The sequence below is a fragment of the Acinetobacter sp. ANC_7512 genome, assembly GCF_056779935.1.
The window spans coordinates 228,487-253,364 of record NZ_JBWYIX010000001.1; the positions used below are offsets into that span (position 1 = coordinate 228,487).

General features: G+C 40.1%; 22 protein-coding genes and 1 pseudogene. 18 read left to right on the forward strand and 5 right to left on the reverse strand.

Going from position 1 to position 24,878, the window contains the following annotated elements; all coding sequences use genetic code 11:
* Positions 1 to 154: 154 nt before the first annotated feature.
* Positions 155 to 415: pseudogene (locus AC1M9H_RS01140) on the forward strand (type II toxin-antitoxin system RelE family toxin); the annotation flags it as partial.
* Position 416: 1 nt separating this feature from the next.
* Here AC1M9H_RS01140 and AC1M9H_RS01145 read toward each other — a convergent pair.
* Positions 417 to 794 (reverse strand): winged helix-turn-helix transcriptional regulator, encoded by a 378-nt coding sequence (locus AC1M9H_RS01145; protein WP_481587091.1) that lies wholly within the window; start codon positions 792 to 794, stop codon positions 417 to 419.
* Between the two features lie 128 nt (positions 795 to 922).
* Here AC1M9H_RS01145 and AC1M9H_RS01150 point away from each other — a divergent pair, with 128 nt between their 5' ends.
* The 10 genes from AC1M9H_RS01150 (at position 923) to AC1M9H_RS01195 (ending at position 9,723) form a co-directional block, all read left to right on the forward strand.
* Complete coding sequence (locus AC1M9H_RS01150) at positions 923 to 1,780, forward strand: SDR family oxidoreductase (protein ID WP_481612553.1); 858 nt, start codon at positions 923 to 925, stop codon at positions 1,778 to 1,780.
* 41 nt (positions 1,781 to 1,821) lie between these two features.
* Complete coding sequence (locus tag AC1M9H_RS01155; RefSeq protein ID WP_035263843.1) at positions 1,822 to 2,454, forward strand: NAD(P)H-dependent oxidoreductase; 633 nt, start codon at positions 1,822 to 1,824, stop codon at positions 2,452 to 2,454.
* Positions 2,455 to 2,708: 254 nt separating this feature from the next.
* The gene (locus tag AC1M9H_RS01160; protein WP_481588257.1) at positions 2,709 to 2,834 is read left to right on the forward strand and encodes a hypothetical protein; all 126 of its coding nucleotides are present in this window, start codon (positions 2,709 to 2,711) and stop codon (positions 2,832 to 2,834) included.
* Complete coding sequence (locus tag AC1M9H_RS01165; protein ID WP_035263841.1) at positions 2,827 to 3,270, forward strand: CopG family ribbon-helix-helix protein; 444 nt, start codon at positions 2,827 to 2,829, stop codon at positions 3,268 to 3,270. Before AC1M9H_RS01160 ends, AC1M9H_RS01165 begins: the two co-directional genes overlap by 8 nt.
* An 11-nt stretch (positions 3,271 to 3,281) precedes the next feature.
* Positions 3,282 to 5,090 carry an allophanate hydrolase gene (gene atzF, locus AC1M9H_RS01170; protein WP_481612554.1) on the forward strand — a complete coding sequence of 603 codons (1,809 nt, stop codon included), beginning with the start codon at positions 3,282 to 3,284 and terminating at the stop codon, positions 5,088 to 5,090.
* Positions 5,087 to 6,103 (forward strand): ABC transporter substrate-binding protein, encoded by a 1,017-nt coding sequence (locus AC1M9H_RS01175; protein WP_481612555.1) that lies wholly within the window; start codon positions 5,087 to 5,089, stop codon positions 6,101 to 6,103. The genes atzF and AC1M9H_RS01175 overlap by 4 nt, the downstream gene beginning before the upstream one ends.
* A gap of 270 nt (positions 6,104 to 6,373) precedes the next feature.
* Complete coding sequence (locus AC1M9H_RS01180; RefSeq protein WP_481612556.1) at positions 6,374 to 6,622, forward strand: TIGR03643 family protein; 249 nt, start codon at positions 6,374 to 6,376, stop codon at positions 6,620 to 6,622.
* A 20-nt stretch (positions 6,623 to 6,642) separates the two neighbouring features.
* On the forward strand, positions 6,643 to 7,812 hold the full coding sequence (locus AC1M9H_RS01185; protein ID WP_481612557.1) for an efflux RND transporter periplasmic adaptor subunit: 1,170 nt from the start codon (positions 6,643 to 6,645) through the stop codon (positions 7,810 to 7,812).
* 2 nt (positions 7,813 to 7,814) lie between these two features.
* Positions 7,815 to 9,026 (forward strand): ABC transporter permease, encoded by a 1,212-nt coding sequence (locus tag AC1M9H_RS01190; RefSeq protein ID WP_481612558.1) that lies wholly within the window; start codon positions 7,815 to 7,817, stop codon positions 9,024 to 9,026.
* Positions 9,019 to 9,723 carry an ABC transporter ATP-binding protein gene (locus AC1M9H_RS01195; protein ID WP_481612559.1) on the forward strand — a complete coding sequence of 235 codons (705 nt, stop codon included), beginning with the start codon at positions 9,019 to 9,021 and terminating at the stop codon, positions 9,721 to 9,723. Before AC1M9H_RS01190 ends, AC1M9H_RS01195 begins: the two co-directional genes overlap by 8 nt.
* A gap of 90 nt (positions 9,724 to 9,813) precedes the next feature.
* On the opposite strand, the gene AC1M9H_RS01200 is transcribed toward AC1M9H_RS01195, so the two are convergent.
* Together AC1M9H_RS01200 and AC1M9H_RS01205 are read right to left on the reverse strand one after the other, a co-directional pair.
* Positions 9,814 to 10,707: an ABC transporter ATP-binding protein gene (locus AC1M9H_RS01200; RefSeq protein ID WP_481591101.1), complete on the reverse strand. Its 894-nt coding sequence runs from the start codon at positions 10,705 to 10,707 to the stop codon at positions 9,814 to 9,816.
* A complete protein-coding gene (locus AC1M9H_RS01205) occupies positions 10,707 to 11,651 on the reverse strand; it encodes an ABC transporter permease (protein WP_481594569.1) in 945 nt (314 codons plus the stop codon). Before AC1M9H_RS01205 ends, AC1M9H_RS01200 begins: the two co-directional genes overlap by 1 nt.
* A gap of 240 nt (positions 11,652 to 11,891) precedes the next feature.
* Here AC1M9H_RS01205 and AC1M9H_RS01210 point away from each other — a divergent pair, with 240 nt between their 5' ends.
* The 5 genes from AC1M9H_RS01210 (at position 11,892) to AC1M9H_RS01230 (ending at position 19,029) form a co-directional block, all read left to right on the forward strand.
* Positions 11,892 to 12,329, forward strand: a complete 438-nt coding sequence (locus AC1M9H_RS01210; protein WP_481612560.1) for a cation efflux protein, CzcI-like — start codon at positions 11,892 to 11,894, stop codon at positions 12,327 to 12,329.
* Between the two features lie 46 nt (positions 12,330 to 12,375).
* A complete protein-coding gene (locus AC1M9H_RS01215; RefSeq protein WP_481612561.1) occupies positions 12,376 to 13,695 on the forward strand; it encodes a TolC family protein in 1,320 nt (439 codons plus the stop codon).
* Between the two features lies 1 nt (position 13,696).
* Positions 13,697 to 14,914 carry an efflux RND transporter periplasmic adaptor subunit gene (locus AC1M9H_RS01220; RefSeq protein WP_481612562.1) on the forward strand — a complete coding sequence of 406 codons (1,218 nt, stop codon included), beginning with the start codon at positions 13,697 to 13,699 and terminating at the stop codon, positions 14,912 to 14,914.
* Complete coding sequence (locus AC1M9H_RS01225) at positions 14,904 to 18,047, forward strand: efflux RND transporter permease subunit (RefSeq protein ID WP_481612563.1); 3,144 nt, start codon at positions 14,904 to 14,906, stop codon at positions 18,045 to 18,047. The genes AC1M9H_RS01220 and AC1M9H_RS01225 overlap by 11 nt, the downstream gene beginning before the upstream one ends.
* Before the next feature lie 76 nt (positions 18,048 to 18,123).
* Positions 18,124 to 19,029: a cation diffusion facilitator family transporter gene (locus tag AC1M9H_RS01230; protein WP_092766410.1), complete on the forward strand. Its 906-nt coding sequence runs from the start codon at positions 18,124 to 18,126 to the stop codon at positions 19,027 to 19,029.
* Between the two features lie 48 nt (positions 19,030 to 19,077).
* Here the strand turns inward: AC1M9H_RS01230 and AC1M9H_RS01235 are convergent, their stop codons facing one another.
* On the reverse strand, positions 19,078 to 20,493 hold the full coding sequence (locus AC1M9H_RS01235) for an LLM class flavin-dependent oxidoreductase (RefSeq protein ID WP_481612564.1): 1,416 nt from the start codon (positions 20,491 to 20,493) through the stop codon (positions 19,078 to 19,080).
* 208 nt (positions 20,494 to 20,701) lie between these two features.
* Here AC1M9H_RS01235 and AC1M9H_RS01240 point away from each other — a divergent pair, with 208 nt between their 5' ends.
* Both AC1M9H_RS01240 and AC1M9H_RS01245 read left to right on the forward strand, forming a co-directional pair.
* Positions 20,702 to 21,952 (forward strand): SfnB family sulfur acquisition oxidoreductase, encoded by a 1,251-nt coding sequence (locus tag AC1M9H_RS01240; RefSeq protein ID WP_481612565.1) that lies wholly within the window; start codon positions 20,702 to 20,704, stop codon positions 21,950 to 21,952.
* A gap of 13 nt (positions 21,953 to 21,965) precedes the next feature.
* A complete protein-coding gene (locus tag AC1M9H_RS01245) occupies positions 21,966 to 23,228 on the forward strand; it encodes an acyl-CoA dehydrogenase family protein (RefSeq protein ID WP_481612566.1) in 1,263 nt (420 codons plus the stop codon).
* A 148-nt stretch (positions 23,229 to 23,376) separates the two neighbouring features.
* Here AC1M9H_RS01245 and AC1M9H_RS01250 read toward each other — a convergent pair whose 3' ends face one another.
* Positions 23,377 to 24,696 carry an acyl-CoA dehydrogenase family protein gene (locus AC1M9H_RS01250; protein WP_481591094.1) on the reverse strand — a complete coding sequence of 440 codons (1,320 nt, stop codon included), beginning with the start codon at positions 24,694 to 24,696 and terminating at the stop codon, positions 23,377 to 23,379.
* Positions 24,697 to 24,878 lie beyond the last annotated feature (182 nt).

Here is a 24,878-nt window from a genome sequence, read left to right on the forward strand (position 1 = left end):
TTGAAGACCTCATCAGGGAACGTAGTCCTGAAAGTCAAAAGCGAATTATAGAAAATGCAAAAATAATTTTGAACGATTGTCTTTCGGAAGATGTGCATTTAATAGAATTAGAAAAAAAGCTAAAGGGCAAAAACGATAAAGCTCACTTTAGACAAGCTACGAGCTCGCGTTCACAAAAACAGCGCTTAATAAGTTCGATAAACTCAATCCGCAAATTGCAGAACAATTTATTCGTAAGCTCGAAACCATTTTAGACAATCCCAAGATTCCGAAAAATAAGCTCAGTGGATCGGTCGATTTGTACAAAGTGTAATTGAAATCGGCAGGCGATTTCTTGGTATATCAAGTCATTGATTCAAAAATAGTGGTATTGGTTTTAGTTATAGACAGCCGTGATACGATTTATAAAAAAATAATTATTTCAAACTCTCTTTATGCTCTTGTCCCCAAACCGCCATTTGCACCATCAACTTTTCTAATCTCCGACCTGATGGCGTCAGATCATACATTGAGGTCGTTTTACCCGTGGTTTCATCAAGAGACTCAATTTTTTCAACAACATTGTTCAATTCAAGTTCTTTGAGCTCTTTAGAAATCATTCTGGGTGTAATGCCTTGCAGCAAACGTTCAATCTCATTAAAACGGCGTGGCTGTTTAATCATGGTTGCAACAATCGCAAGTTTCCACTTGCCATTAATGACGTTCATGGCATTTTTAAGCGCCACAATAAACATCAAATTACATTGGTCATCTTCGCTTAATGTTTCAGCATTCTCTTTCATAAAATCAGCCATCTATCCTCCCATCTCGTCATAAAATTTAATCAAATGAAATCCTAAATTCACTATACAACAGTATAGTGATCTCGTTTTTTAACTCGCCTATAAATTACATCATTGCAAAAATAATCCAAGGCTATTGAATGATTTTAGTTACTGGTGCTACTGGCCATTTAGGGCGAAGTGTAGTGCAACAATTAAAGCAACAGCTACAAAACAATGAATTTGCTGTATTGGCGAGAAACTTAGAAAAAGCCAAACCTTATGTCAACGAACATATTGAAGTCCGTGAAGGAGATTTCAATCACCCTGAAAGTTTGATCAAAGCCTTTCAGGGTGTCGACAAGCTACTTCTTATTTCAACGATGGAAATGAATCGCTTTGAACAACATAAGAATGTTATCGATGCTGCGCGTGAAGCAGGTGTTCGACATGTGTATTACACAGGTTTGTCCATTCAAAATATTGAAAATTCAGCGGTGAAGGATTTGATGATCAGTCATTTTCAAACTGAAGATTACCTCAAAGCAAGCGGACTGAAATATACACTCCTACGCAACACCATGTATGCAGAAGCGATTCCACAAATTATTGGTGAAAGGGTCATCGATACAGGCATCCAGCTCTCTGGAGGAGCGGGAAAAGTGCCTTATGTGCTAAGAGCAGAGTTAGGAGAAGCAATAGCAAATACCTTAATTCAAAATGATCATGAGAATAAGGTCTATGAGTTAGTCGGCAGCCAAGCTTATAGTTATCAAGATATCGCTGATGAGCTAAGTCAACTCAAAACAATACCAGTGGAATATCACGATCTCACTGAAGAAGCCTATCAACAGTTCTTAAAAAGAATCGGTTTGCCCGAATTTCTGATCTATCTCACACATGGCACAGTCGTAGATATTAAACATCGACAGTATGAAGTTCAAAGCCAAGATTTAGAACAACTTTTAGGTCGTCCAAGCCAACCACTCAAATCAATGTTGGCGAGTTTATACGCTTAAAGAATTAAAAATATTCACATTTAAACATTATAGGTAAATACATGAAATTATTAGAAGCTTTACAGTGGCGTTATGCAACCAAACAAATGACTGGTGAAAAACTACCGCAAGAATTAGTCGATCAAATTCTTGAAGCTGCGCGTTTAGCACCGACCTCAGCGGGCTTACAACCGTTCCATATTATCTCGATCAGCAACCAAGAACTTAAAGAGAAAATTTCACCAGTTGCATTGAATCAACCGCAAATTACCCAGTCATCGCATCTTTTGGTATTTACGGCTTGGGATACGATTCCAGACGAGCGTATTGATGAACGCTATAACGCAATGAATCGTGAGCGTCATTTACCTTTAGATACGACCATGGATGTGGTGCAAAACTTAAAGAACCTGTTCTCGACGTTTACTGAAGAGCAGCAATACCACCATACTGCAAAACAGGCTCATATTGGTTTTGGTATGGCAATTGCGGCAGCAGCTGAGTTAGGTGTAGATGCAACGCCAATGGAAGGTTTTGATAAAGATGGTCTGGATGAATTATTAGGTTTAAAAGAAAAAGGCTTAAAGTCTGTGGTGCTATTGGCACTAGGTCGCCGTAACCCAGAAAAAGATTGGTTAATTGGATTGAAGAAATTCCGTATTCCACGTGAGGAGTTCGTCACTGATATCCAGTAAAGTATTTCATTAGAACAAGAAGACAAAATAATAACCATTCGAGTTGACCGTCTATCTCCAGAAAGGCGGTCTTTTTGCATTTCTGAACATTGAACAAATCAAGTGCACAATTTTGATTCATGCACATTTTTGAATCTTTCCGACGACTTTTTTTCTAGCTCTCTTTTATATATCTCAAGAAAAGTTTTGGCACGTTTTCTGCATTTACTAAGTATTACCAATTCTTTTTTTTGTAATACCTAGAGGTGCTGCAGATGATGACAAATCAATCCAAACAATCGAAGCATCCCATCCTTCAATTCTTCATTGAACTGATGAGTGTCCGTGCGGGTTTACACCTACAACAATCTCAAAAACCTAAGGAGCTCAAACGTGCCTAAACAGAAGCTGGCGCGGATCAGCATCACTTTACCTGAAAATACATTGCAGGCTATGGATCAAAAAATTGTAGATCAACATTATGAAAGCCGATCTCAAGCCATTGTTGACATGATTAACCACCATTTGATCAATGACCTTGTTAGCCGCAATGAAGTCATGGTCGGTACTTTAACCTTATTGTATGACGTCAGTTTAAAGCCATTAAGAACACAACTTATTGATTTACAGCAACAGTTTTTGACTCAGGTGATTAGTTCACTACATATCCAATTAGATGATGACAAAGTCATGCAGGTGATGTTGATGCAAGGGGTCAGCAGTGACCTAAAAGCCATAAGTGAGCAATTTAAAGCATTAAAAGGGGTAATTAAGGGGCATTTAGAGCTGATGGATGCAGTCATGCCACCTATTCCTCAAAATTCGGAACACGTATAAGGAGCACCGTCGTGCAGACATTATGGACTATACAAGATTGGCAACAGGCTTATGTAAATCAAACTATTCAACTGAATGATTTGAAGCGTTATGTTGCTGAATTCTCCAATGATGATCACGCTTGGATTTCAATAGCCAGTGCCGAGCAAATACAGGCGCAGATTGATGCATTAGCCCATCAGGATATCGCTGATCTTCCGTTATATGGTGTGCCATTTGCTGTCAAAGACAATATTGATGTTGCTGGATTTTATACCACTGCGGCGTGTCCAGATGCTGCTTATTTAGCAATGCAAGATGCAACCGTAGTGGCTAAGCTTAAATCTGCTGGTGCAATCGTGGTGGGCAAGACCAATCTAGATCAATTTGCCACGGGATTGGTTGGCGTGCGTTCACCCTTTGGGGCTGTAAAAAACAGTTTCAATCCGGATTATATTAGCGGTGGATCAAGCTCTGGCTCAGCGGTTGCAGTAGCAAATGGGTGTGTACCATTCGCCCTCGGTACTGATACAGCAGGTTCTGGCAGAGTTCCCGCGGGTTTCAATAATATTGTCGGACTCAAACCAACCAAAGGCTGGTTTTCAGCCACGGGTTTAATCCCTGCATGTCGAAGTATTGATGTGATCTCAATCTTTGCAACTCAAGTGGATGATGCTTGGACGGTAGCGCAATTGATGCAAGGTTATGATGCGACCGATGCTTATTCAAGACAGCATCCGAGAACAGTCCCGACACAATTTTCGAAGGGCAAGATTGCAATCCCAGATCACTTAGAATTTTATGGTGATACTCAAAGTGAGCAAGCATTTCAAACAGCCATTGCTCGAATGAAATCGCTCGGATTTCAAGTTGAAGAGATTGATTTCACAGTATTTAATCAATTGGCTGCTGCATTGTATAACCGCTCATGGGTTGCGGAGCGTACGCATGCCGTCGAACACAAAGTTCGACGTGAGCAATGTCATCCGGTAATTAAGCAAATTATTGATCAAGCTGATCACTTCAATGCTGTGGATGTGATGCAAGATGAGTATCAGCGTGCAGAATGGGCTAGGCAGATCAATCTTCAATTAGAAAATTATGATGCGTTGATGGTGCCAACAGCTCCTACGATTTATTGCATTGCAGATGTTGAAGCAGATCCGATCCAAAAGAATTCGCATATGGGGGCTTATACGAATTTTGTTAATTTTGCTGATTTATCTGCATTGGCACTTCCGAATGTCATCCGTGATGATGGTTTGCCAAGTGGTATCACCTTAATTGCTGGCGCTTGGATGGATCAAGCTTTGGCACACTTCGGTCAGCAATGGCAAGCGACTTCAGGATTAAATTTAGCAACGTCAGAGAAAGGTTATCAAATTCATAAATCAATAGGATCTGAGCACACCGTTAAATTGGCAGTGGTGGGAGCACATCTCACAGGCATGCCGCTGAATTTTCAGTTAACGAGCAGACAAGCCAACTTGGTTAAAAAAACGCGTACTGCGCCGTATTACAAACTATTTGCTTTAAAAAATACTCAGCCACCTAAGCCGGGGCTACAACGAGATACATCAGGTCATTCTATTGAAGTGGAAGTGTGGGATGTACCAAGAGCATTGTTCGGTGACATTGTTGCTGAAGTCCCAGCACCACTTGGTATTGGCAATGTCCAACTCATTGATGGAACATGGGTGAAAGGCTTTATATGTGAAAAACATGCTTTAGCAGATGCACTTGATATCAGTCACTTTGGTGGATGGGGTGATTATATTCAAGCCTCAAATTTTACCAATACTAAATTTAAGTGCACGAGTATTGGTGAGGTGGTGCAATGAAAACGATGGTATGGGGAGTCATTGGAACTGCACTGTTATTCGTGGGTTGTGATAAAACCGCAAAAATTCCAGAACCAAGTCAACATGCTCAAGCCGAAATATCAATGCAACCGATTCGTATTGGTTACAGTGATTGGCCAGGATGGGTGGCATGGCAAGTTGCTATTGAGAAAGGGTGGTTTAAAGAAGCTGGATTAAACGTAGAGTTTAAATGGTTTGATTATTCAGCCTCTATGAATGCTTTTGCAGCAAACCAATTGGATGCGGTTTCTGTTTCTCATGGGGATAATTTGGTCATTGCCTCAGGTGGAACGCGGGGCATTATGATTTTAGCAACTGATTATTCATCAGGGAATGATGTCATTCTTGCAAAAGAGGGCATTCATAGTGTGGCAGATCTTAAGGGTAAAACGATTGCAGTCGAAAAAGGGCTGGTCGATCATAATTTATTGAATACCGCACTTTCAGATCAAAATATATCAGCCAATGAAATCAAACTGATTAATGCAGCAACCAACGAATTACCCCAAGTGTTTAGCAGCCCAGATGTGGATGCTATCGCTGTATGGCAACCTGTAGCAAATCAAGCTTTAAAAAGCGTAGCTGGGTCCAAAATCATCTATAGTTCTCAAGATAAACCAGGATTGATCTATGATACGTTGACGGTAAATATGACGCATTTATCTAGGCATCAAGCAGAGTGGAAAAAAGTGCTACAAGTATGGGATCGAACCGTCAAATTTATTCAAGACCCTGAGACGAGAAACGATGCTTTGATGATTATGTCTAAGCGTGTTGGTGTTGAACCTGAGCAATATGAACAATTTATTCAAGGCACACATTTTTTGGATCTTGAGGCAAATCAAAAGGTATTTAAACGCTCTTCAACTTTAGATTCTATTTATGGATCAACTTATCATGTCAATAAGTTTAATCTTGAAAATGGAGTTTATACGGTAAAACTAGATATTGATGGACTGATTTATCCAAAATTGGTTGAGTCATTTAAATAAAAAAAGCCCAGTGCAGAGGGGCTTGCACTGGGCACAAAGTTGGACTGAATGATTGGTCGGTAGAGCAACAGAGTTGCCTACCTTGTATGGATTAAGAATAGATAAAAATGAAAAAACTAGAAAACGGATTAAAATTATAAAATCAATCGTTTTATGCGATGAATGCATTAGCGTGTATGAAGTGTCTATAAATCAACAAAAAATCACATATTTTTCACGAATGAACAATTAACATCGAAGTTTAATGCGTATAAAAAAGGATCATGTGCGTTGTATACAACAGCTGATATTTCTAGAATCATTGAAATGGCATGGGAAGATCGGACACCCTTTGAAGCCATTCTGCTGGAATACGGATTAAACGAAAGTGCAGTTATTCGATTGATGCGACAACATTTAAAAAAAAGTAGTTTTGAAATGTGGCGTAAACGTGTTGCGGGGCGGAATACCAAGCATCTTCACAAGCGCTCACCAGATATTTTAAGAGCTTACTGTATTCGACAATATAAACCGAAGTAGGCCTATTGGGAGATAAAGCTTTGCGTATTTTAAAACAACGAAAATGGTGGATTCTCATTCTGCTCATTTCGATGGGTGGGATATATTTCATTTTCCGTTGGTGGCAAGGTCCTGTAGTCGAAACTTACCTAATCGAAGAAAAACCACTGATTCAAACAGTGGTTGCTTCAGGTCGTGCTGAAAATGTAGCACGTAGTGAAATTGGGAGTGAAATTTCGGGTGTGGTCATTGAGCGACGCGTGCAAGAAGGTCAACGAATAGCAGCAGGAGATGTACTGTTAATTATTCAATCTGATGATTTAAAAGCACAAGTCCGTGAAGCAGAAGTTGCGCTAGAGGAATTGCGGAAAATTCGCTATCCACAAGCGCAGGTTGAATTGAAAACGGCAGAATTCCAATTACAACAAGCCAGTCGCGAAGCAAGACGTCGTCAGCAAACGGAACCGGGAGTGCTTTCTGTCGAAGAAAAAGAACAAGCCTTAGAAGCTGAACGCTTAGCGAGAAATCAATTATCTGCGGCAAAACTGAAGGCGCAAAGCCTTGCTCCAGGTCAAGTGGAAGAAAAAACCTTAAGCGAAAGATTAAATGCGCTACGTGCCCAATTGGCAAAAAGTGAAATTCGGGCACAAGTATCGGGTACGATCTTGACGCGTGAAGTCGAAAAAGGGGATGCGATTCAACCTGGAAAGGTGCTCTTTACAGTCGCAGTTGATAGTCCAACGCAAATTAAAGTGGCGGTGGATGAGCAAAATTTACCTTATCTTAAATTAGGTCAAAAAGCGGAAGTGATTGCAGATGCTTATCCAGAGCAAGCATTTCCAGCTGAAGTTAACTTTATTGCACCTAATATTGATCCTCAACGTGGTACGGTTGAAGTCAAATTGGCGGTGAACTCTGTACCCAATTTTTTGAAGCAAGATATGACAGTCTCAGTGAATGTCGAAACAGCACGTCGAAATAAAACCAAAGTAATAGCCAATGACGCGCTTATTGACCCTTCAACCACGCAGGCTGAAGTTATGGTGATAAGACAGGGTAAGGTCCAACGTCAATCTGTAAAATTAGGGTTGCGTGGAACCACCATGACTGAAATTTTATCAGGGTTGGATCACAATGATCAGGTCGTTATAAAGCCTGATCAAGTAAAAGCGGATCAGCGTGTCAGAACTAAGCAGGTACAAGCACTTTGAAGATGAAGCGTTTATGGACCAATTGGCTCATCGCTGTTGGGTTTTTACGCGAGGGTCGCAGTCAAACACTGATGATTATTGGCGGTGTTGCTATTGGTGTTGCCGTTATTGTCTTTATTAGTGCATTAATTCAGGGGCTTCAGTCTAATTTGATTGAGCGTACGTTGGGCACTCAGGCACATATTAGTTTACATGCACCAGATGAGGTCAATCGCGTCGTTAAAGTGCCTGAGGGCGTAGCACACATCATCCATGAAGATCAAAGGGCTCAAAGACTCAAGTCGATCAATAACTGGCAAGAAGTTCTTGAAAATCTAGACAATATCAAGACGCTCAATGCCGTTTCTCCCATGGTTTCAGGACCTGCACTGGTAAAACGGGGGGAAGCGATTCAGTCAGTTGCGATTATGGGGATTGATTTACCACGTTATCAACGTATTGTACCTTTGCAAGAGTATCTAAAAACTGGTCAGCTTCGTTTAAAAGCAGATGATGTACTCATCGGAAGTGAGTTGGCCAAAGACCTTGGTGTGCGCGTAGGCAGTAAAATTCGCGTTGATAACGGTCAAGATATTAACGCCGTCATGAATGTAACGGGTATTTTTGAACTCGGGGTCAAAGAACTAGACTCACGCTATATGTATATCGATCTAAAACGGGCACAGTCTTTATTGGGTTTGCCGGGTGGGGTTACCATTATTGATCTTCGTATTTCTGATATTTTCTCCGCAGATCAGGTCGCAACTCAAATTCATCGTCTCACTGGATTAAAAGCTGAAAGTTGGATTGAAAGTAATGCGCAATTGATGAATGCGATTTCAGCGCAAAGTCTTTCAACCAATATGATAATTATATTTGTTGGAATATCTGTTGCATTTGCGATCGCCAGCGTACTCTCCATTACAGTGGTACAGCGTACACGTGAGATCGGAATCTTGCGTGCGACAGGTGCGAGCCGAGAACAGATTTTGATAATCTTTCTCATTCAAGGTGCGATTTTCGGCTTACTTGGTTCTATTGTTGGAATCCTGACCAGTTATGTATTGGTTTGGTCATTTAATGAATTTGGCCCAGGGTTATTCTACATTCCAATTTCACCTTATTTGATTGGATCCGCTTTATTACTTGCAACATTGAGCGGTTTAATTGCAGCGGCGATTCCTGCCCGTCGTGCAGCGCGTTTAGATCCTGTGGAGGCAATCCGTCATGTCTAATCATGATGAAGTACTGCGTTTAGAGGCTTTGAAAAAGTCTTATAATATTGGACAACCCAATGAAATTGAAGTGCTGCATGGGATTGAATTTGCGATACATCGTCAAGATTTTGCTGCATTAATTGGACCTTCTGGTTCAGGTAAAAGTACGTTATTAAATATTTTAGGGTTACTGGATCAACCCACCAGTGGTGAAATTTATTTACTTGGTCAACCAACCAGTCAAATGGAAGATCAACAAAGAACGGAATTGCGTGGGAAGAGCATAGGATTTGTCTTTCAGTTTCATCATTTGATTCAAGCGTTCACCGTTATTGAGAATGTTTTGATGCCTCTAATGTTGGCGCATGGCAAACCCAATCAGCAAGCTTTAGATCGGGCACATGATTTGTTAAAAGCGGTAGGATTGAGTCAATTTGCACAACGAAAAGCCAGTCAACTTTCTGGTGGGCAACAACAACGTGTCGCAATCGCCAGAGCTTTAATCACTCAGCCTGCTTTACTCCTTGCTGATGAACCTACAGGTAATTTGGACAGTCAAACAGCGAGCGAAGTCTTTGAGCTGTTTCGTGAAGTAAATGAGCAACAAAATTGTGCTGTATTGTTAGTGACCCATGATCCACGATTATCCGCTACATGTGATCGAACCATTCAATTGGTAGATGGGAGAATTGAGCGTGATGAAATGAAGTCGTGATTAATCCAAGGCTGCATTTAAATGGTGTGGTCAAAAGGATTGATGTTGCATGCTTTATCCTGACCGTTTGTGTGATCAGGATATAGCGCCTTATTTAGAATGACTGACCTTGGTCATTCTAGGAATTTTAGGTAAGTCTGCGAGAGCTGGATCAAGTTCATCTTCTTCAGCATGTACCAAAGCATCTACGCGTTGTCTTAAAGATTTAAATTTTTCAGTGAGCATCAATTCATGCTGACGTGGTCTTGGTAGATCAACCTCAATGATTTCCTTAATTTCGCCAGGATTGGCCTTCAATGCCACAATCCGATCGGCCAATAAAATCGCCTCGTCCATATCGTGTGTCACAAAAATAATCGTGATATCGATATTGGCCCAAAGATCGATCAGATGCTTTTGCATTTTTTGACGCGTATGAGGATCTAAAGCCCCAAAGGGTTCATCCATTAAGAGAATTTTTGGCTGATTCACGAGCGCGCGAGCGATGGCAACGCGTTGTTTCATCCCTCCTGAAAGTTCATGAGGGTATTGCTGCTCAAATTTTTCAAGTCCGATAATGTTGATCCATTCGCGGGCTTGCGCCTCAGCTGTAGCATTGCTGGCACCTCGCATGAGTGGACCAAACATGACATTTTCTTTTACCGTTTTCCATGGAAACAGTGTGTAGCCTTGGAAAACCATGCCACGCTCTGGACTCGGTCCTGTGATGGTTTCACCGTCTACCAGTAATTCACCACTGGTATATGGATCAAGACCTGCCACAATACGGCTAAAGGTAGACTTACCGCATCCTGAAGGACCAATAACACAGATAAATTCACGTTTATGAATTTTTAAATCTAAAGCATTTAAAATGGTGCGCTCAGTTTTTCCGTGGCTAAATTTCTGGGTGAGATTTTTTGCTTCTAAAATGACGGGACGAGCGTAAATTTTGTCAAAGTAAGCGCGGGCATCAAAATCTGAGGGTTGAAGTGCTGAAGACATTAGCGAACTCCCGTTTTCCATTTAAATAATTGCTGTCCAAGTTTCATTAAAATCACGTCGCAAATCAGACCAATCAAACCGATAATCAAAATTGCGGCAAAAACATTGTCAAAGTTTTGATAGCGAGCTTGTTGAGTGATGAACCACGTGATACCGGATGTACTTCCTATGAGTTCTGCAACGATTAAATAGGTCCAAGCCCAACCTAAAAGTACACGAAGGTTTCGATAAATTTCTGGGAGTGCAGCAGGGATGACCACATAAAATAAACTTTTGATTTTATTAGTTCCTAAGGTGAATCCAGCTTCAATAAGACTGCGGTCGACCAGACGGGTGGTATTGGCAATAATTAGAATTTGTTGGAACAAGGTACCAATCACAATAATGGCAATTTTAGGTGCGTCATTAATGCCCAAAATCGCAACAGCAAGAGCGCCAAAGGCTGGTGCAGGCAGATAGCGAAAGAACTCTACAAAAGGTTCAGTTAACTGAGAAATTTTATGAGAAAAACCGCAAAGAATACCCAAAGGAATCCCGATCAAAGAAGAAATAAAAAATGCGGTAAACACCAGTTTAATGCTGTGCCATAAACTTTCATGAAACCATGGTGCATTTGCTTGAGCGGGTGGCGTTGTAAATGCGGTCACTAAGGCTGTAGCGACTTCATCTGGTGCGGGTAGGTAAATGGGATTGACCAAAATTCCCCGAGGTGGTGGCAGTCCTTGATCGACTGCCAATTGCGCTTCAGCATAATAAACTTCTCTACTGACACGGCTATCGAGTTGTAAAAATGTTGTGCTACCAGAATCTGTGATTTGAACTTGGGGATGCCAAATAAAAGGCAAATAACTCACTGCACACCAGATTAAAATTGGAATTAAAAACGATCCAAAACCAAGCAAAAATTTATGCTTTTGACTCAATTCTCGTGCAACATAGCTCATCGTTGCCACCTCAGTAATACAAAAAATAAAATTCGTATGATTAGGTTGCAAAATCGATGCCATTTTCGAAGCGTGCTTTAAAAGCGCTAAATTTTTAAGTTTTCATTCATTTTTCTTATGTACATTCTTTCAATATCAAGGTTTCGATCATCAAAATATGATGGAGAATTACAACTCTTCACTTGATGGTGATCACTATCACGTTTTAAATGCAGATAGAAAAGATGAGAGCCTGCTTAAATGAGATCGGCTAAATTTGTGACATTCTTAGCATGTGTGTTCATGTTCCAAAGCCTTTGGAATGTGGCGGCGGCTTTTTGTGTTCATGAAAGCGACTTAACATCGACACAAAGTTTTCACTTTGGTCATCATCAACCTGTACTTTGCCAAGCTGATCTTTCAAATAAAAGTCCGAAGTCCCAAATTGAAAAAGGCTTCGTGCTTGGTGATGATCAAAGCGTGACGCTAGAAGAAAAAGCGCAAATCGATGTTTTGGATCATCAAGATCATCTGCCGTCAATGTCTCAGTTTATTCTTGCTGTAAACGAGAATTTGCCTTCGTCACAACACATCGAAAAGATTTACCAAAATCACTTTCTTTGGATTAATGCCTATCAATCGCCTCATTTAGGTAAAATCCCTCCGCCTCCTGAATTAACCCCGCTATTGGTGGGGTAGCCTAAAAATTTCCCACCACTTATTTTTAAATTAGTGGGAAATTCACATGTCTTTTAAATTAAAACATTCCATTCGATTATGGCTGGTTTTAGGTTCGCTTAGTTTGGGTGCAAATGCTCAAGCAATGACAGTCAATTCGCTTGAACAAGCACTGGTTCAAGTGTCTCAATATCAACAATCAGAACAGATTTGGCAGCAACGACAAGAAATGTCAGAACTTGCAGTCAAGCAAAGTGGACTTTGGCAAAACCCGACTATCAATCTCTCTCGAGATGGCTTTGGCTCGAATCAAGATCAAGAGTTAAGTCTAGGTATTAGTCAGTCGATCGACATTTTTGGTCAAAGACGGATTCAAAAAAATATAGCGCGTTTGGCTGGGCAACAAAATGAATTGCGAGAAAAGTTGTGGGAAGCACAAAGCCAATTAATCGTGAAGTATGCTTGGTCACAGTTTTTAATTTCGCAATCTGAAGCGCAAATTCAAAAGTCTCAACTGCAAGTCAGTCGTGAAACTTTAGACAGCGCTAAAAAACGATATCAGGCAGGAAGCATAGCCTTAGTTGAGTATGAACGAGCGCAGATTGAAGCGGCAGAAAATGAACGCAATTATCAGCAAGCCATTTTAAATAAGGAAATTGCAAAACGTAATCTTTCTAATCTCTGGGGAGAAACTGAAGCAGAGGTGAAGGTTGATTCAAATCGGATTTATTGGCCTGACCAAGTTGAACAGAATGTTCAAAATTATATTTCTGCAGGTTATTTAGAAAAGCTTTATGCACTCAATGTTGTTCAGGCTAATCAACGAATTGAGCAACTTAAAGTAAAAGCAAAACCAAATCCAAATTTGAATGTAGGGATGACGCGAACAAAAGCGCCCAATGAGACAAACGATACTAGTTTATCTGTGGGTGTCGATATTCCGTTCAATATTTTTAATCGTCAGCAATACCAAATTCCGCTTGCCCAACGTCAGCAATCTCTACTTGAGCGTCAACAACAAAGAGAACTCAAACAACAAATTTTAGAGATTGCAAACTCATTTCATCAGGTGCGTGGCTTAAAACTACAGTATGACGCTGTACTGAGACAAAAAGGCTTGTCTGAAAAAGTACAGACGCGCTCTTTGCTCGGTTTTAAAAATGGAAAACTTTCAATCACTGAGGTGCAACAAGCAACGACACAATTACAAAATATTCGGCTCAGTCAAATTCAGCTCTTAAGAGAGGCATGGCAAACCGCACTTGCTGCTGAGGCATTAAGTATTGGTACCAGTTATGAACAAATTAGTCGTTCGGATGCCTATACCCAATTACTCAAAGAGGCTGTGTCACAGTCAGAAAATTTCATCAATATAGGGGCAGAATAAAATGAGATCTATACAACAAGGAAAAATAAACCAAGCATTCCTCATCGCCCTGATTATTGGGGTGACGGTAGTTATCGGGATTTGGATTTTTTTCAAAGATAATAAGAAAACAGCAATTGTTGAGAGTGAAGAGCAAGCTGAAACGTCGAATGGCGCAGAAGCTGATCATGCAGAAGAAGGTGAGATTGAACTGACATCTAAACAGCTAGTCGAACATAGTATAAAAATAGAATCAGCTCAATTAGGTGCAATTCCGCGATACACAAACTTGCCTGCAAAATTGATGGTAAATACAGATCAACAAGCGCATATTTCCCCTAATTTTGCTGGTCATGTTGAACAAGTGAATGTAGCACTGGGACAAGAAGTAGGTAAAGGTCAAATACTTGCAGTATTAAGTGTCCCAGAGCTCATTGACCAACAAGCAAATTTAAGAATGGAACAATCCAATTTAGATTTGGCACGCCAAGATTTGCAACGTGAACAACGGATGTGGTCGCAGGGGATCTCTGCAAAACAGGATTTGCAACGTGCTGAAAATGCATATCGTCAAGCACAAATCACAGTGCAAAGTGCCAATGCACGTTTACAAGCTTTGGGAGCTTCAGCAGGTTCGAATGGTCGTTTTACCATTCGTTCGCCTATCTCGGGCGTGATCAGCCAAAAAGACATCGTGGTGGGTGAAAATGTGCAACTTGCAGATCAGATTTTCATCATCGAACAATTAAAAGATTTATGGCTGGAATTTGTGTTACCTGCAGATGCGAGTAATCAAATTGGTGCACAACAAAATATTCAATTCAAATCTTTACAATCAGGTCAGACGTATACAGCAGTTGTGCAATCGTTAACGTCGCAAGCAGATGCGCAGACTGGTCGCTTGATTGTTCGCGCTAAAGTTCAAGGAAAGGCAAGTGAGTTAAGACCAAATTTGATGGTAAATGTTGAACTTCAAAGTCCCGATGCATCCAATGTATTACGCGTTGCAAAAAATGCAGTGCAACAAATCGAAGGTAAATCAGCAATATTTATTGTTACAGAACAAAAAAATGGAAAACTCCACTTTAAAGCACAACCCATTGAAGTAGGTGAAATGTCTTCAGATGGTCAATGGGCAGAAATTAAGTCTGGTCTTCAAGCGGGGCAAAAATATGTCAATCAAGGCAGCTTCTTACTGAAATCGGAGTTAGAAAAAGGAGAAGCTGACCATGGGCACTAATCATGACATGCCGGAGGCTGAAGGGCTATTTGAGCGAATTATTCAGTTTTCAATTCAACATGCGATTTGGATCATGCTGTTTGCCTGTGCTTGGATTGCTGTTGGAGTTTATAGTTATCAAAAATTGCCAATTGATGCAGTTCCAGACATTACCAATACACAGGTTCAAATTAATACCCAAGCTAATGGATTTACTGCGCTCGAAGTTGAGCAACGCATTACGTATCCAATTGAAAATGCCATGGCGGGGATACCAGATCTTGAATTAACACGTTCGATCTCTAGGTATGGTTTATCTCAGGTCACTATTGTCTTCAAAGATGGCACAGATATTTACTGGGCACGTCAACAAATCAATCAGCGTGTGCAAGAGGTTCAATCCGAATTACCTGATGATATCGCACCTACCATGTCTCCAGTATCTACGGGGCTGGGTGAAATTTATCAATGGGTACTAAAAGCTGAGCCAAAGGCTAAAAAACCTGATGGTTCTTCATACACAGCAATGGATTTACGCGAAATTCAAGATTGGATCGTGCGTCCACAATTGCAACGCGTAAAAGGCGTTGCTGAGGTGAATAGTATTGGAGGATTCAATAAAACATATGTTGTTTCGCCAGACTTGAATCGTATGCAACAACTACAAGTCAGTTTGACGCAACTTCAACAAGTTCTTACTGAGAACAATGAAAATCGTGGAGCAGGATTTATTGAAGATGGAGGTCAACAACTGACAGTACGAGTTCCTGGAACACTGAATACGATACAGGATATTGAAAATACAACGGTGGTTACCTTAAATGGAAATCCTGTCCGTGTTTCAGATATTGCTTCAGTGTCGATTGGACATGATCTTAGAACAGGCGGAGCGACCTATAACGGAGAAGAAACCGTACTCGGCATCGCCATGATGATGATGGGTGAAAACAGCCGTAGTGTTGCACAAGCTGTTGATCAAAAAATTCAAGAAATTCAAACCACACTGCCCGAAGGCGTAAAAATTGAAACTGTTTACGATCGTACCACCTTAGTCGAGAAAGCCATTAAGACAGTTCAAAAGAACTTAGTCGAAGGGGCGATTTTGGTGATTGTGATTTTATTCATTTTCTTGGGAAATATTCGAGCAGCTTTAATTACAGCATGCGTGATTCCACTTTCGATGTTATTTACATTATCAGGTATGGCACAGCAAAAGATTAGTGCCAACCTTATGAGTTTAGGTGCGCTAGATTTCGGAATTATTGTAGATGGGGCAGTGGTAATTGTCGAAAACTGTATTCGCCGATTAGCTCATGCCCAAGAACAGTTAAGACGACCTTTAACACGTTCAGAGAGATTTAAAGAAGTATTCCTTGCCGCTCGTCAAGCGCGCCGTCCTTTAATTTTTGGTCAAACGATTATTTTAGTGGTGTACTTGCCCATATTTGCTTTAAGTGGTGTTGAAGCAAAAATGTTTCACCCTATGGCACTCACCGTAGTATTAGCTCTTATTGCTGCGATCATTTTATCCATTACTTTTGTTCCTGCTGCAGTGGCTTTATTTGTAACAGGTGAAGTCAAAGAAACTGAAAGTAGATGGATGTTATGGTTAAAGAAAAAATATCTAAAAGCATTAGATATGACTTATTTATATCGAACGGTCATGTTAACGCTCGCAGTTAGTATTTTGGTTTTAACAGGGTTGTTGGCGACACGTCTAGGAAGTGAATTCGCACCGCAATTAAGCGAAGGTGATTTTGCTATTCAACAAATGCGTTCACCCAGTACCAGCTTAGAAGAATCATTAAGAATGCAGGAAATGACTGAGAAACTTTTGCTTCAAAATTTTCCAGAAATTAAAAATGTTTTCGCACGAACGGGTACTGCTGAAGTGGCGACAGATGTGATGCCACCCAATATCTCAGATGGATTCATTATGTTGAAACCTCGTCAAGAGTGGCCGAATCCCAAAGAAAGCTTAGATGATTTAAGGTCACGTATTGAAACTTTTTTGGAGACTTTGCCTGGCAACAATAGTGAATTTTCTCAACCCATTGAATTGCGTTTTAATGAGCTCATTTCTGGAGTCCGCAGTGACATAGGTATAAAAATTTTTGGCGATGATATGCAGGTGTTAAACGATGAAGCTGCCAAAATTGCCAAGATTGTGCAAAAAATCAGTGGCAGTACCGCAGTCAAAGTAGAACAGACTTCAGGTTTACCCTTATTAAATATAGACGTAAATCGTTCTTTAGCAGCGCAATATGGTCTTTCGGTTCGTGAGATACAAAATTTAGTCGCTTCAAGTATCGGTGGTCAACAAGTCGGTGAAATTCTACAAGGCGACCGCCGTTTTGATTTTGTTATTCGACTTACTGATCAAGATCGGACAGTCATGGGGATTGCACAATTACCCATACAACTCCCCAATGGTGGGACAGTAAGACTGGCAGATGTGGCTACAGTTTCAAATATTGATGGTATGAATCAGGTGAGTCGTGAAAATGGCAAGCGTAGGATTATTGTGACGGCAAATGTTGAAGGGCGAGATCTGGGTTCATTTGTCCAAGAGTTGCAATCTAGCCTCACGACATATGCATTACCGAGTGGCTATTGGATTGAGTATGGTGGACAGTTTGAGAATTTGGCATCTGCCAAAGCTAGAATGACTATCGTGATTCCATTGGCTTTGATTACGATTTTTATCCTGCTGATGGCTGTATTCAAAAATATAAGAGAAAGTTTATTGGTATTCACGGGCGTACCCTTTGCTCTCACGGGGGGAGTCTTATTTTTATGGTTACGTGATATTCCCATCTCAATGTCTGCGGGTATTGGTTTTATCGCTTTATCAGGTGTCGCTGTTCTGAATGGACTGGTTATGTTGACCTTTATTAAGGAGCTAAGAAGTGAATACAGTTTAAAAGATGCCATTTGGCAAGGTGCAATGTTGCGATTACGTCCTGTGCTGATGACTGCTTTTGTGGCGTCTTTAGGATTTGTTCCAATGGCGCTTGCTACGGGTACGGGTGCTGAAGTACAGCGACCGCTTGCGACAGTGGTTATCGGTGGAATTATTTCATCCACCATACTGACGCTACTACTTTTACCTGTATTGTATAGGTGGATGAATCAAGCAAAAGCAGAACAATAAATTAAACAATAACATTATGTATATGAATCAGAAGCCTCACTTTATTTTAAGTGAGGCTTCTGATGAGGAGTATAAAATGGGTAGTTCGCATAATCATGATCACAGTCATGTGGAAGTCAGTAAAGACAACGCAAAGAAACTAACTTTTGCTTTAGCCTTAACCACGACATTTTTAATTATTGAAGTTGTTGCTGCATTTATTACTCAAAGTTTAGCTTTGCTGTCAGATGCTGCACATATGTTTACTGATGCTGCTGCTCTAGCCATCGCGTTGGTTGCAATTAAGATTGGTCAAAAGCCTGCAGACAATAAGCGAACTTTTGGTTACCAGCGATTTGAAATTTTGGCAGCTCTATTTAATGCGGTGATGTTATTTATCGTTGCAATTTATATTTTGATAGAAGCGATTCATCGATTAAGTAATCCTCCTGAAATTCAGAGTGTTGGAATGATGATAGTCGCCGTCATTGGCTTAATCATTAATTTAATTTCGATGAAGATTCTTTTTTCGAGTAGTAAAGATAGCCTCAATGTCAAAGGTGCATATCTAGAAGTATTAAGTGATGCACTTGGTTCTGTAGGTGTGATCATCGGTGCTGTGATTATTTATTTTACAGGCTGGGTACTTATTGACACGATTATCGCAGTCCTGATCGGATTTTGGGTCTTACCACGTGCTTGGATTCTCGCCAAGCAAAGTGTAAATATCCTACTTGAAGGTGTGCCTGATGAGATTGATATTGAAAAGCTCCGTACAGATTTATTATCGCTTGAAGGAGTTAAGGACATTCACCAACTCAAAGTTTGGGCGATCACATCCAAAAAAGTCATGCTCACAGTTCATTTGGTTGCACCGAATGTCGATCCTAAACGTTTACATCAACAGGCTTTTGAAATGTTAAGTCATGATCACCATATTACTGAAATGACCTTGCAGATAGAAGATGATGCATATCACCATGAACTAGAACATCAGCATTAAAAAAAGCCCCGAAAAGCGCTTTTTTACATATAGAGAATTTAAATTGATCTACACAGATTCAAGTGTTGCGGTTTGGGTTGAAGTGTGCAGCCCATTCGTTGATGACTTACGGTATTGAGCACCACGATGATCATCTGGAAGTAATGGTCCATGACCAAACAACTTTTCTCTCAGTGTCCCCTTGGTATATTCTGTAGGGTAAACACCGCGACGTTGTAACTCAGGAACGACGTATTCGACCACGTCTTCAAAAGATTGATGTGCCAAAATATAAGCCAAATTGAATCCATCAATGCCAGTTTCATCCACCCATTCTTGAAGACGATCGGCTACTGTGCTTGGTGAGCCGACAATCACGGGGCCGTTTCCACCTACACTGGTCCATTTTGCAATTTCTTCAATGGTCCAAACTTTATCTGGATCTGCTTCTACGTAAGATTGCAACATAGACTGAATGGCATTGGTATGAATATATTCAACCTGGTCTGTAGCTTTGAATTGTGAAAAATCTACACCAGACCACCCTGAAGCGAGTGTTAATCCACCATCATAACTTCCGTAAGATTGATACTCTGCAAATTTAGCCTGTGCTTTTTCATCAGTTTCATCGACCACAATCGCAAGCATTGTATAAATTAAAACTGCGTTTGGATCTTTACCTTCCTCAATAAGATTCTGACGAATTCCTTGTGCTAACTTTTTTACAGCAACTTTCGTTGGTGCAGATATAAATACGCACTCTGCATTTTGACTGGCAAATTTCTGTCCACGCTTTGATGCACCAGCTTGGTATAATACAGGTGTGCGTTGCGGAGAAGGTTCACAGATATGAATACCTGGCACGCTAAAATATTTACCTTCATGTTGGATTGGATGAACTTTGGTGTGATCCGCAAAAATACCAGCGGCTTTGTCGCGTCGTACCGCATCATTTTCCCAAGAACCTTCCCAAAGTTTATATAAAACTTCCAGATACTCGTCTGCAATATCATAACGATTGTCGTGACTCACTTGGGTTTTTAAACCTAAGTTTTTAGATCCGCTTTCTAAATATGAAGTCACAATATTCCAACCCGCGCGACCTTTGGTGAGATGATCCAATGTGCTCATACGTCGTGCGAAGGGATAAGGATGTTCGAATGAAATAGAGGTGGTTACACCAAAGCCTAAATGTTGGGTGACTGCTGCCATTGCTGGAACAATCTGAATTGGATCATTCACAGGAACTTGAACAGCACCATTTAAAGCATGTTGAGCCGATTGATGATACACATCATAAATACCCAAAACATCTGCAAGAAAAATACCGTCAAAAATACCTTTTTCTAATATTTTTGCTAAATCAGTCCAATATTCCAAATCTTTATATTCTGTAGAGCGATCGAGCGGATGACGCCATAAGCCTGGGGACTGATGTGCAATGCAATTCATTTCAAAAGCATTAAATCGTATATGTTTATTCATAATGAAAATATAAAATAATTAAATGTTTATATTCTGATTATATGAAATATCATACTTATTATTTAATGAGAAAAACTGCAATATACATAATAAAAAAATAAATGATTTGATTATATTTGAAATCAGATTAGTAAATAAAATAATCGTATAAAAAATTAAAATAATTAGTGCTAATTTAATTTTATTCAATTTTTTTGAAGAGAATAAAATGACCGCACAAATAGATATAAAATTGCATGAAGCTGAAATTTCAAAAGAATTCTACCAAATTCATCAGCCAGCGCATGTGATTAAGACAGATCAAGAAGCGATTCAAATCGCACAACAGCTCGCTGAAGATTTTGCAAAGGAAGCCTCCATTCGTGATCATGAACGCCGTTTACCTTTGAGTGAAATTAACAAGTACTCTCAATCAGGGCTTTGGGCAATTAACATTCCAAAGCAATATGGCGGTGCAGGAGCGAGCTACAAGACTCTCGCTGAAGTTGTTAAAACCATTTCTAGCGCTGATCCATCACTAGGTCAAATCGCACAAAATCATTGGGTGTTTCTAGAGCATATCCGTTTAGATGCCACCGAAGAACAAAAACAATTCTTTTTTAAAGCAGTACTGGGTGGAGAGCGTTTGGGGAATGCTTTCTCAGAAAAAGGGTCTAAGACGGTTGCCGATCTCACCACAAAAATAAAATTTGATGCTTCTGGCAATGGGATTGTGAATGGACAAAAATTCTTTGCAACTGGAGCTTTATTGGCACACCGCATTCCAGTTGTTGCGATTGATGCTGAAGGAAAACCATTTGCTGCAATCGTGCCACAAGGGACAGAAGGTGTAAAAATTACCAATGATTGGAGTGGGTTTGGTCAGCGTACAACGGTCAGTGGATCAGTCGAATTAAACAACGTTAAAGTAGATGCAAAATATATCGTTCCAATTTATCAAGCTTTTGTAAGACCGACAGCAGCTGGAGCAATTTCTCAATTTATTCAAGCTGCTGTAGATGCTGGGATTGCACGTGGTGCGATTCAAGAAACGATTCATTATGTGCGTAACTTTGCACGTCCATGGATTGATTCAGGTTTAGATAAAGCAAGTTCAGATCCATATACCATTGCCAATATTGGTGAATTGAAAATTAAGCTGCGTGCTGCTGAAGCCGTTCTAGATTTGGCAGGATTAGCGATTGATTTAGCACTTGCTGAACCGACCGAAGATCATATTAATGAAGCAACATTGCTCGTGGCTGAAGCAAAAGTCTTAACGACTGACATTGCGATTTTAGCAGCGAATAAATTATTTGAGCTTTCTGGCACGCGTTCGACCTTATCAGAATTAAATTTAGATCGTTATTGGCGCAATGCCAGAACACACACTTTGCATGATCCCGTGCGTTGGAAATACAACATTGTAGGAAATTATTTTCTAAATGATGTCCCACCACCACGTCATCCATGGAGCTAAGGAGAAATTTATTATGACTATATTAAATCAGAATGAAGAACTTTCACTTGGTGCCAACTATGAAGAGGTTGCAGCAAAGTTTCGACCGATTTTTAAGCGGATTGCAGAAGGGGCCGTTCAACGAGAAACCGATCGTGATTTGCCTCATGAACAAATTAAATGGTTAAACGATGTAGGTTTTGGTGCATTACGTGTACCAATAAAATATGGCGGTGCAGGTTTTACCCAACAGCAACTTTTCCAAATCTTAATCGAGTTGGCGACAGCGGATTCAAATATTGTGCAAGCTTTACGTGGACATTTTGCATTTGTCGAAGACCGTTTAGTGGCGCATAAAGATCAATCACAAGCGTTTTGGTTTAAGCGATTTGTAAATGGTGAAATCGCAGGAAACGCTTGGACAGAGGTCGGTAATGTTGAGATAGGCGACGTCATTACCCGAGTGAAACAAAATCAACAAGGCGAATATGAAGTTTCAGGAGAAAAGTTCTATTCTACAGGTACTATTTTTGCCGATTGGATTGATCTTTTTGCCTATGATGAAACCACTGATCAGCATGTGATTGCAGCGGTCTCAACTAAAGCTAATGGAATTAAAGTACATGATGATTGGGATGGATTTGGTCAAAAAACAACGGGAAGTGGGACTCTAAAAATCAACAAAGTGTCGATTGAACGAGATCATATTTACCCGTTTGATCAGCGTTTTAAATATCAAACAGCTTTTTATCAAGTTGTACATCTAGCAACACTGACCGGCATCGCATTTTCTGCGGTTGAGACCTTTAGTGAGGAAGTGCGTAAGCGTACTCGAATCTTTAGCCACGGGAATGCTGATCTTGTCCGTGATGATGCTCAGATTCTACAAGTGATTGGTAAGGCATCTTCCCAAGCATTTGCCAGTCAAGCCATTACTTTAAAAACAGCTGCAGCACTGGATGATGCATATTTAAGTCACTTTAATGCTTCATCTGAAAAAGATCATGAGATTAACCAAATTGCGGAACTAGAATCTGCTCAAGGGCAGGTAGTCATTTCAGATCTTGTACTTGATTTAACAACTAAACTATTCAATAGTTTGGGTGCTTCAGCCAGCGCTTCATCGAAGCAGTTAGATCGTTTCTGGCGTAATGCAAGAGTTGTATCCTCACATAATCCGATTATTTATAAGGAGAAAGTGGTGGGTGCTTTTGTCGTGAATCAAACTGAATTGCCATTTGTATGGCAAATTGGTAATAGTCCTTTGGCGAAACACTTGAAAGCTCAAGTGGCTTAATTGATGTAATTTCGATGATGCTGCTAAGAAGGTCCTGTTAAGGACCTTTTTACTAGGTTCTTAAATAAGAGTCTAATAGCCTAAGCGATTTAGGTAGATCACTTTAAAAAAACACTAAAGAATAGTGTCTTAACGATTTAAAGCGAGCTCAAGAAGCCTTATCTGTTTGCAGAAGCCCTGATTCATCAACTTTACCGATACGCCATTGATAAGGGGGCAATGCACCATTTACGCTAAAGTCTCCGACAATTCGATCTTTATAAATTCTTGGGTTGTGTGATGCGAGCGTACGAATATTTCGCCAGAAACGATCTAAAGCTAAGTTTTTATCAGTGGCTGATGCTCCTAGAGCATCAAAAATGATGGTCGAAGCATTTAATGCAAGTGTGGTGATAATGGTTTGAGATTGAGCAACCTCTAATTCTGCTATGGCATTTTGATCTGCTTCGAGTTGTTCATTATCATTCAACCCAGCTTCAAAAGCACGTTGTATAGCCTGTGCATTTTTTCCAATAATTGCTGCAGTGGTGTACGCGACACCACGAATTTGACCCACCACTTGTAGGATTTGAGCATCATTACGGACGAAGGAAGCATTGGCATGCGTATAATTTCTTTCACGTTTATAAACCTCAGCTGATACTTCATAGCTTGCTGCTCTTGTAAGCCCTGAAATAATTGCCAATTGAATCAGTTGATAGAATGCTGCTGAATATTTAAAGCGCTGTTGGTCTCCGATGACATCTTGTTGATTCACAACAACATCAGTGAACTTAGTAGTACCACTTGCTGTAAGAATTTGACCAAAACCATTCCAGTCATCCACAATCTCAACACCTTCAGCATGTCGAGGGATTAGAATACTGGCTGATTCTCCATACAAATCAGTAATACCCACATCAATCCAGTCTGCATACAAGCTTCCTGTGGTATAAAATTTTTGTCCATTCAATATCGTGCGTCCCTCAGCATCTTTGGAAAGTCTCGTTTTAAATTCATGAATGGACTCATTTCCACCTTCAGACCATGCGCTTCCAATAATTTGACCTTGAGCCACTCTAGGAAGCCATATAGATTTAAACTGTGGGTCGCGGCTGAGCAGTAAATCTTCCACAAAGCCAAAATGTACGCGAAGTGCCTGCGGTAAATTTGCATCAGCTTCGGCAAGTTCGATTAATAGATTAAATAATTCTGGAATCGTTGCATCAAATCCCCCTTGCGAACTGGGTAAGCGAAGTTTCGTAAAACCGATGTCTTTTAACCATTGAATCTGTTCAAAAGCTAAAATTCGCTTTTTTTCGCGTTCTGATCGCGAAGCTTTGATTTTTTCAAATGTAGGTCTGAATAACGAGGCGAGATTTTCATAACGTGAAGAAGGTCCTTGTCCCCATACAGCATTAATTTGTGTGGTCAGTGCGCTGGGGCGGTGTTGCAATGCAGTTTGAGTTTTTAAATTAACGATATTCATAATACTCAGTCTTTATTTTAAATTAAAATAAAATAATAGCGCTTATAAGATGGGTGAAAATCGATTTATTGTGATATGTAAATATAATATATTGGATTAATAAAAAATTAGATATTATCTTAAATAAAGAAAATGATATTCAATAAAATGAATTGAGATATAATAATGTTGTGATTGAAAAA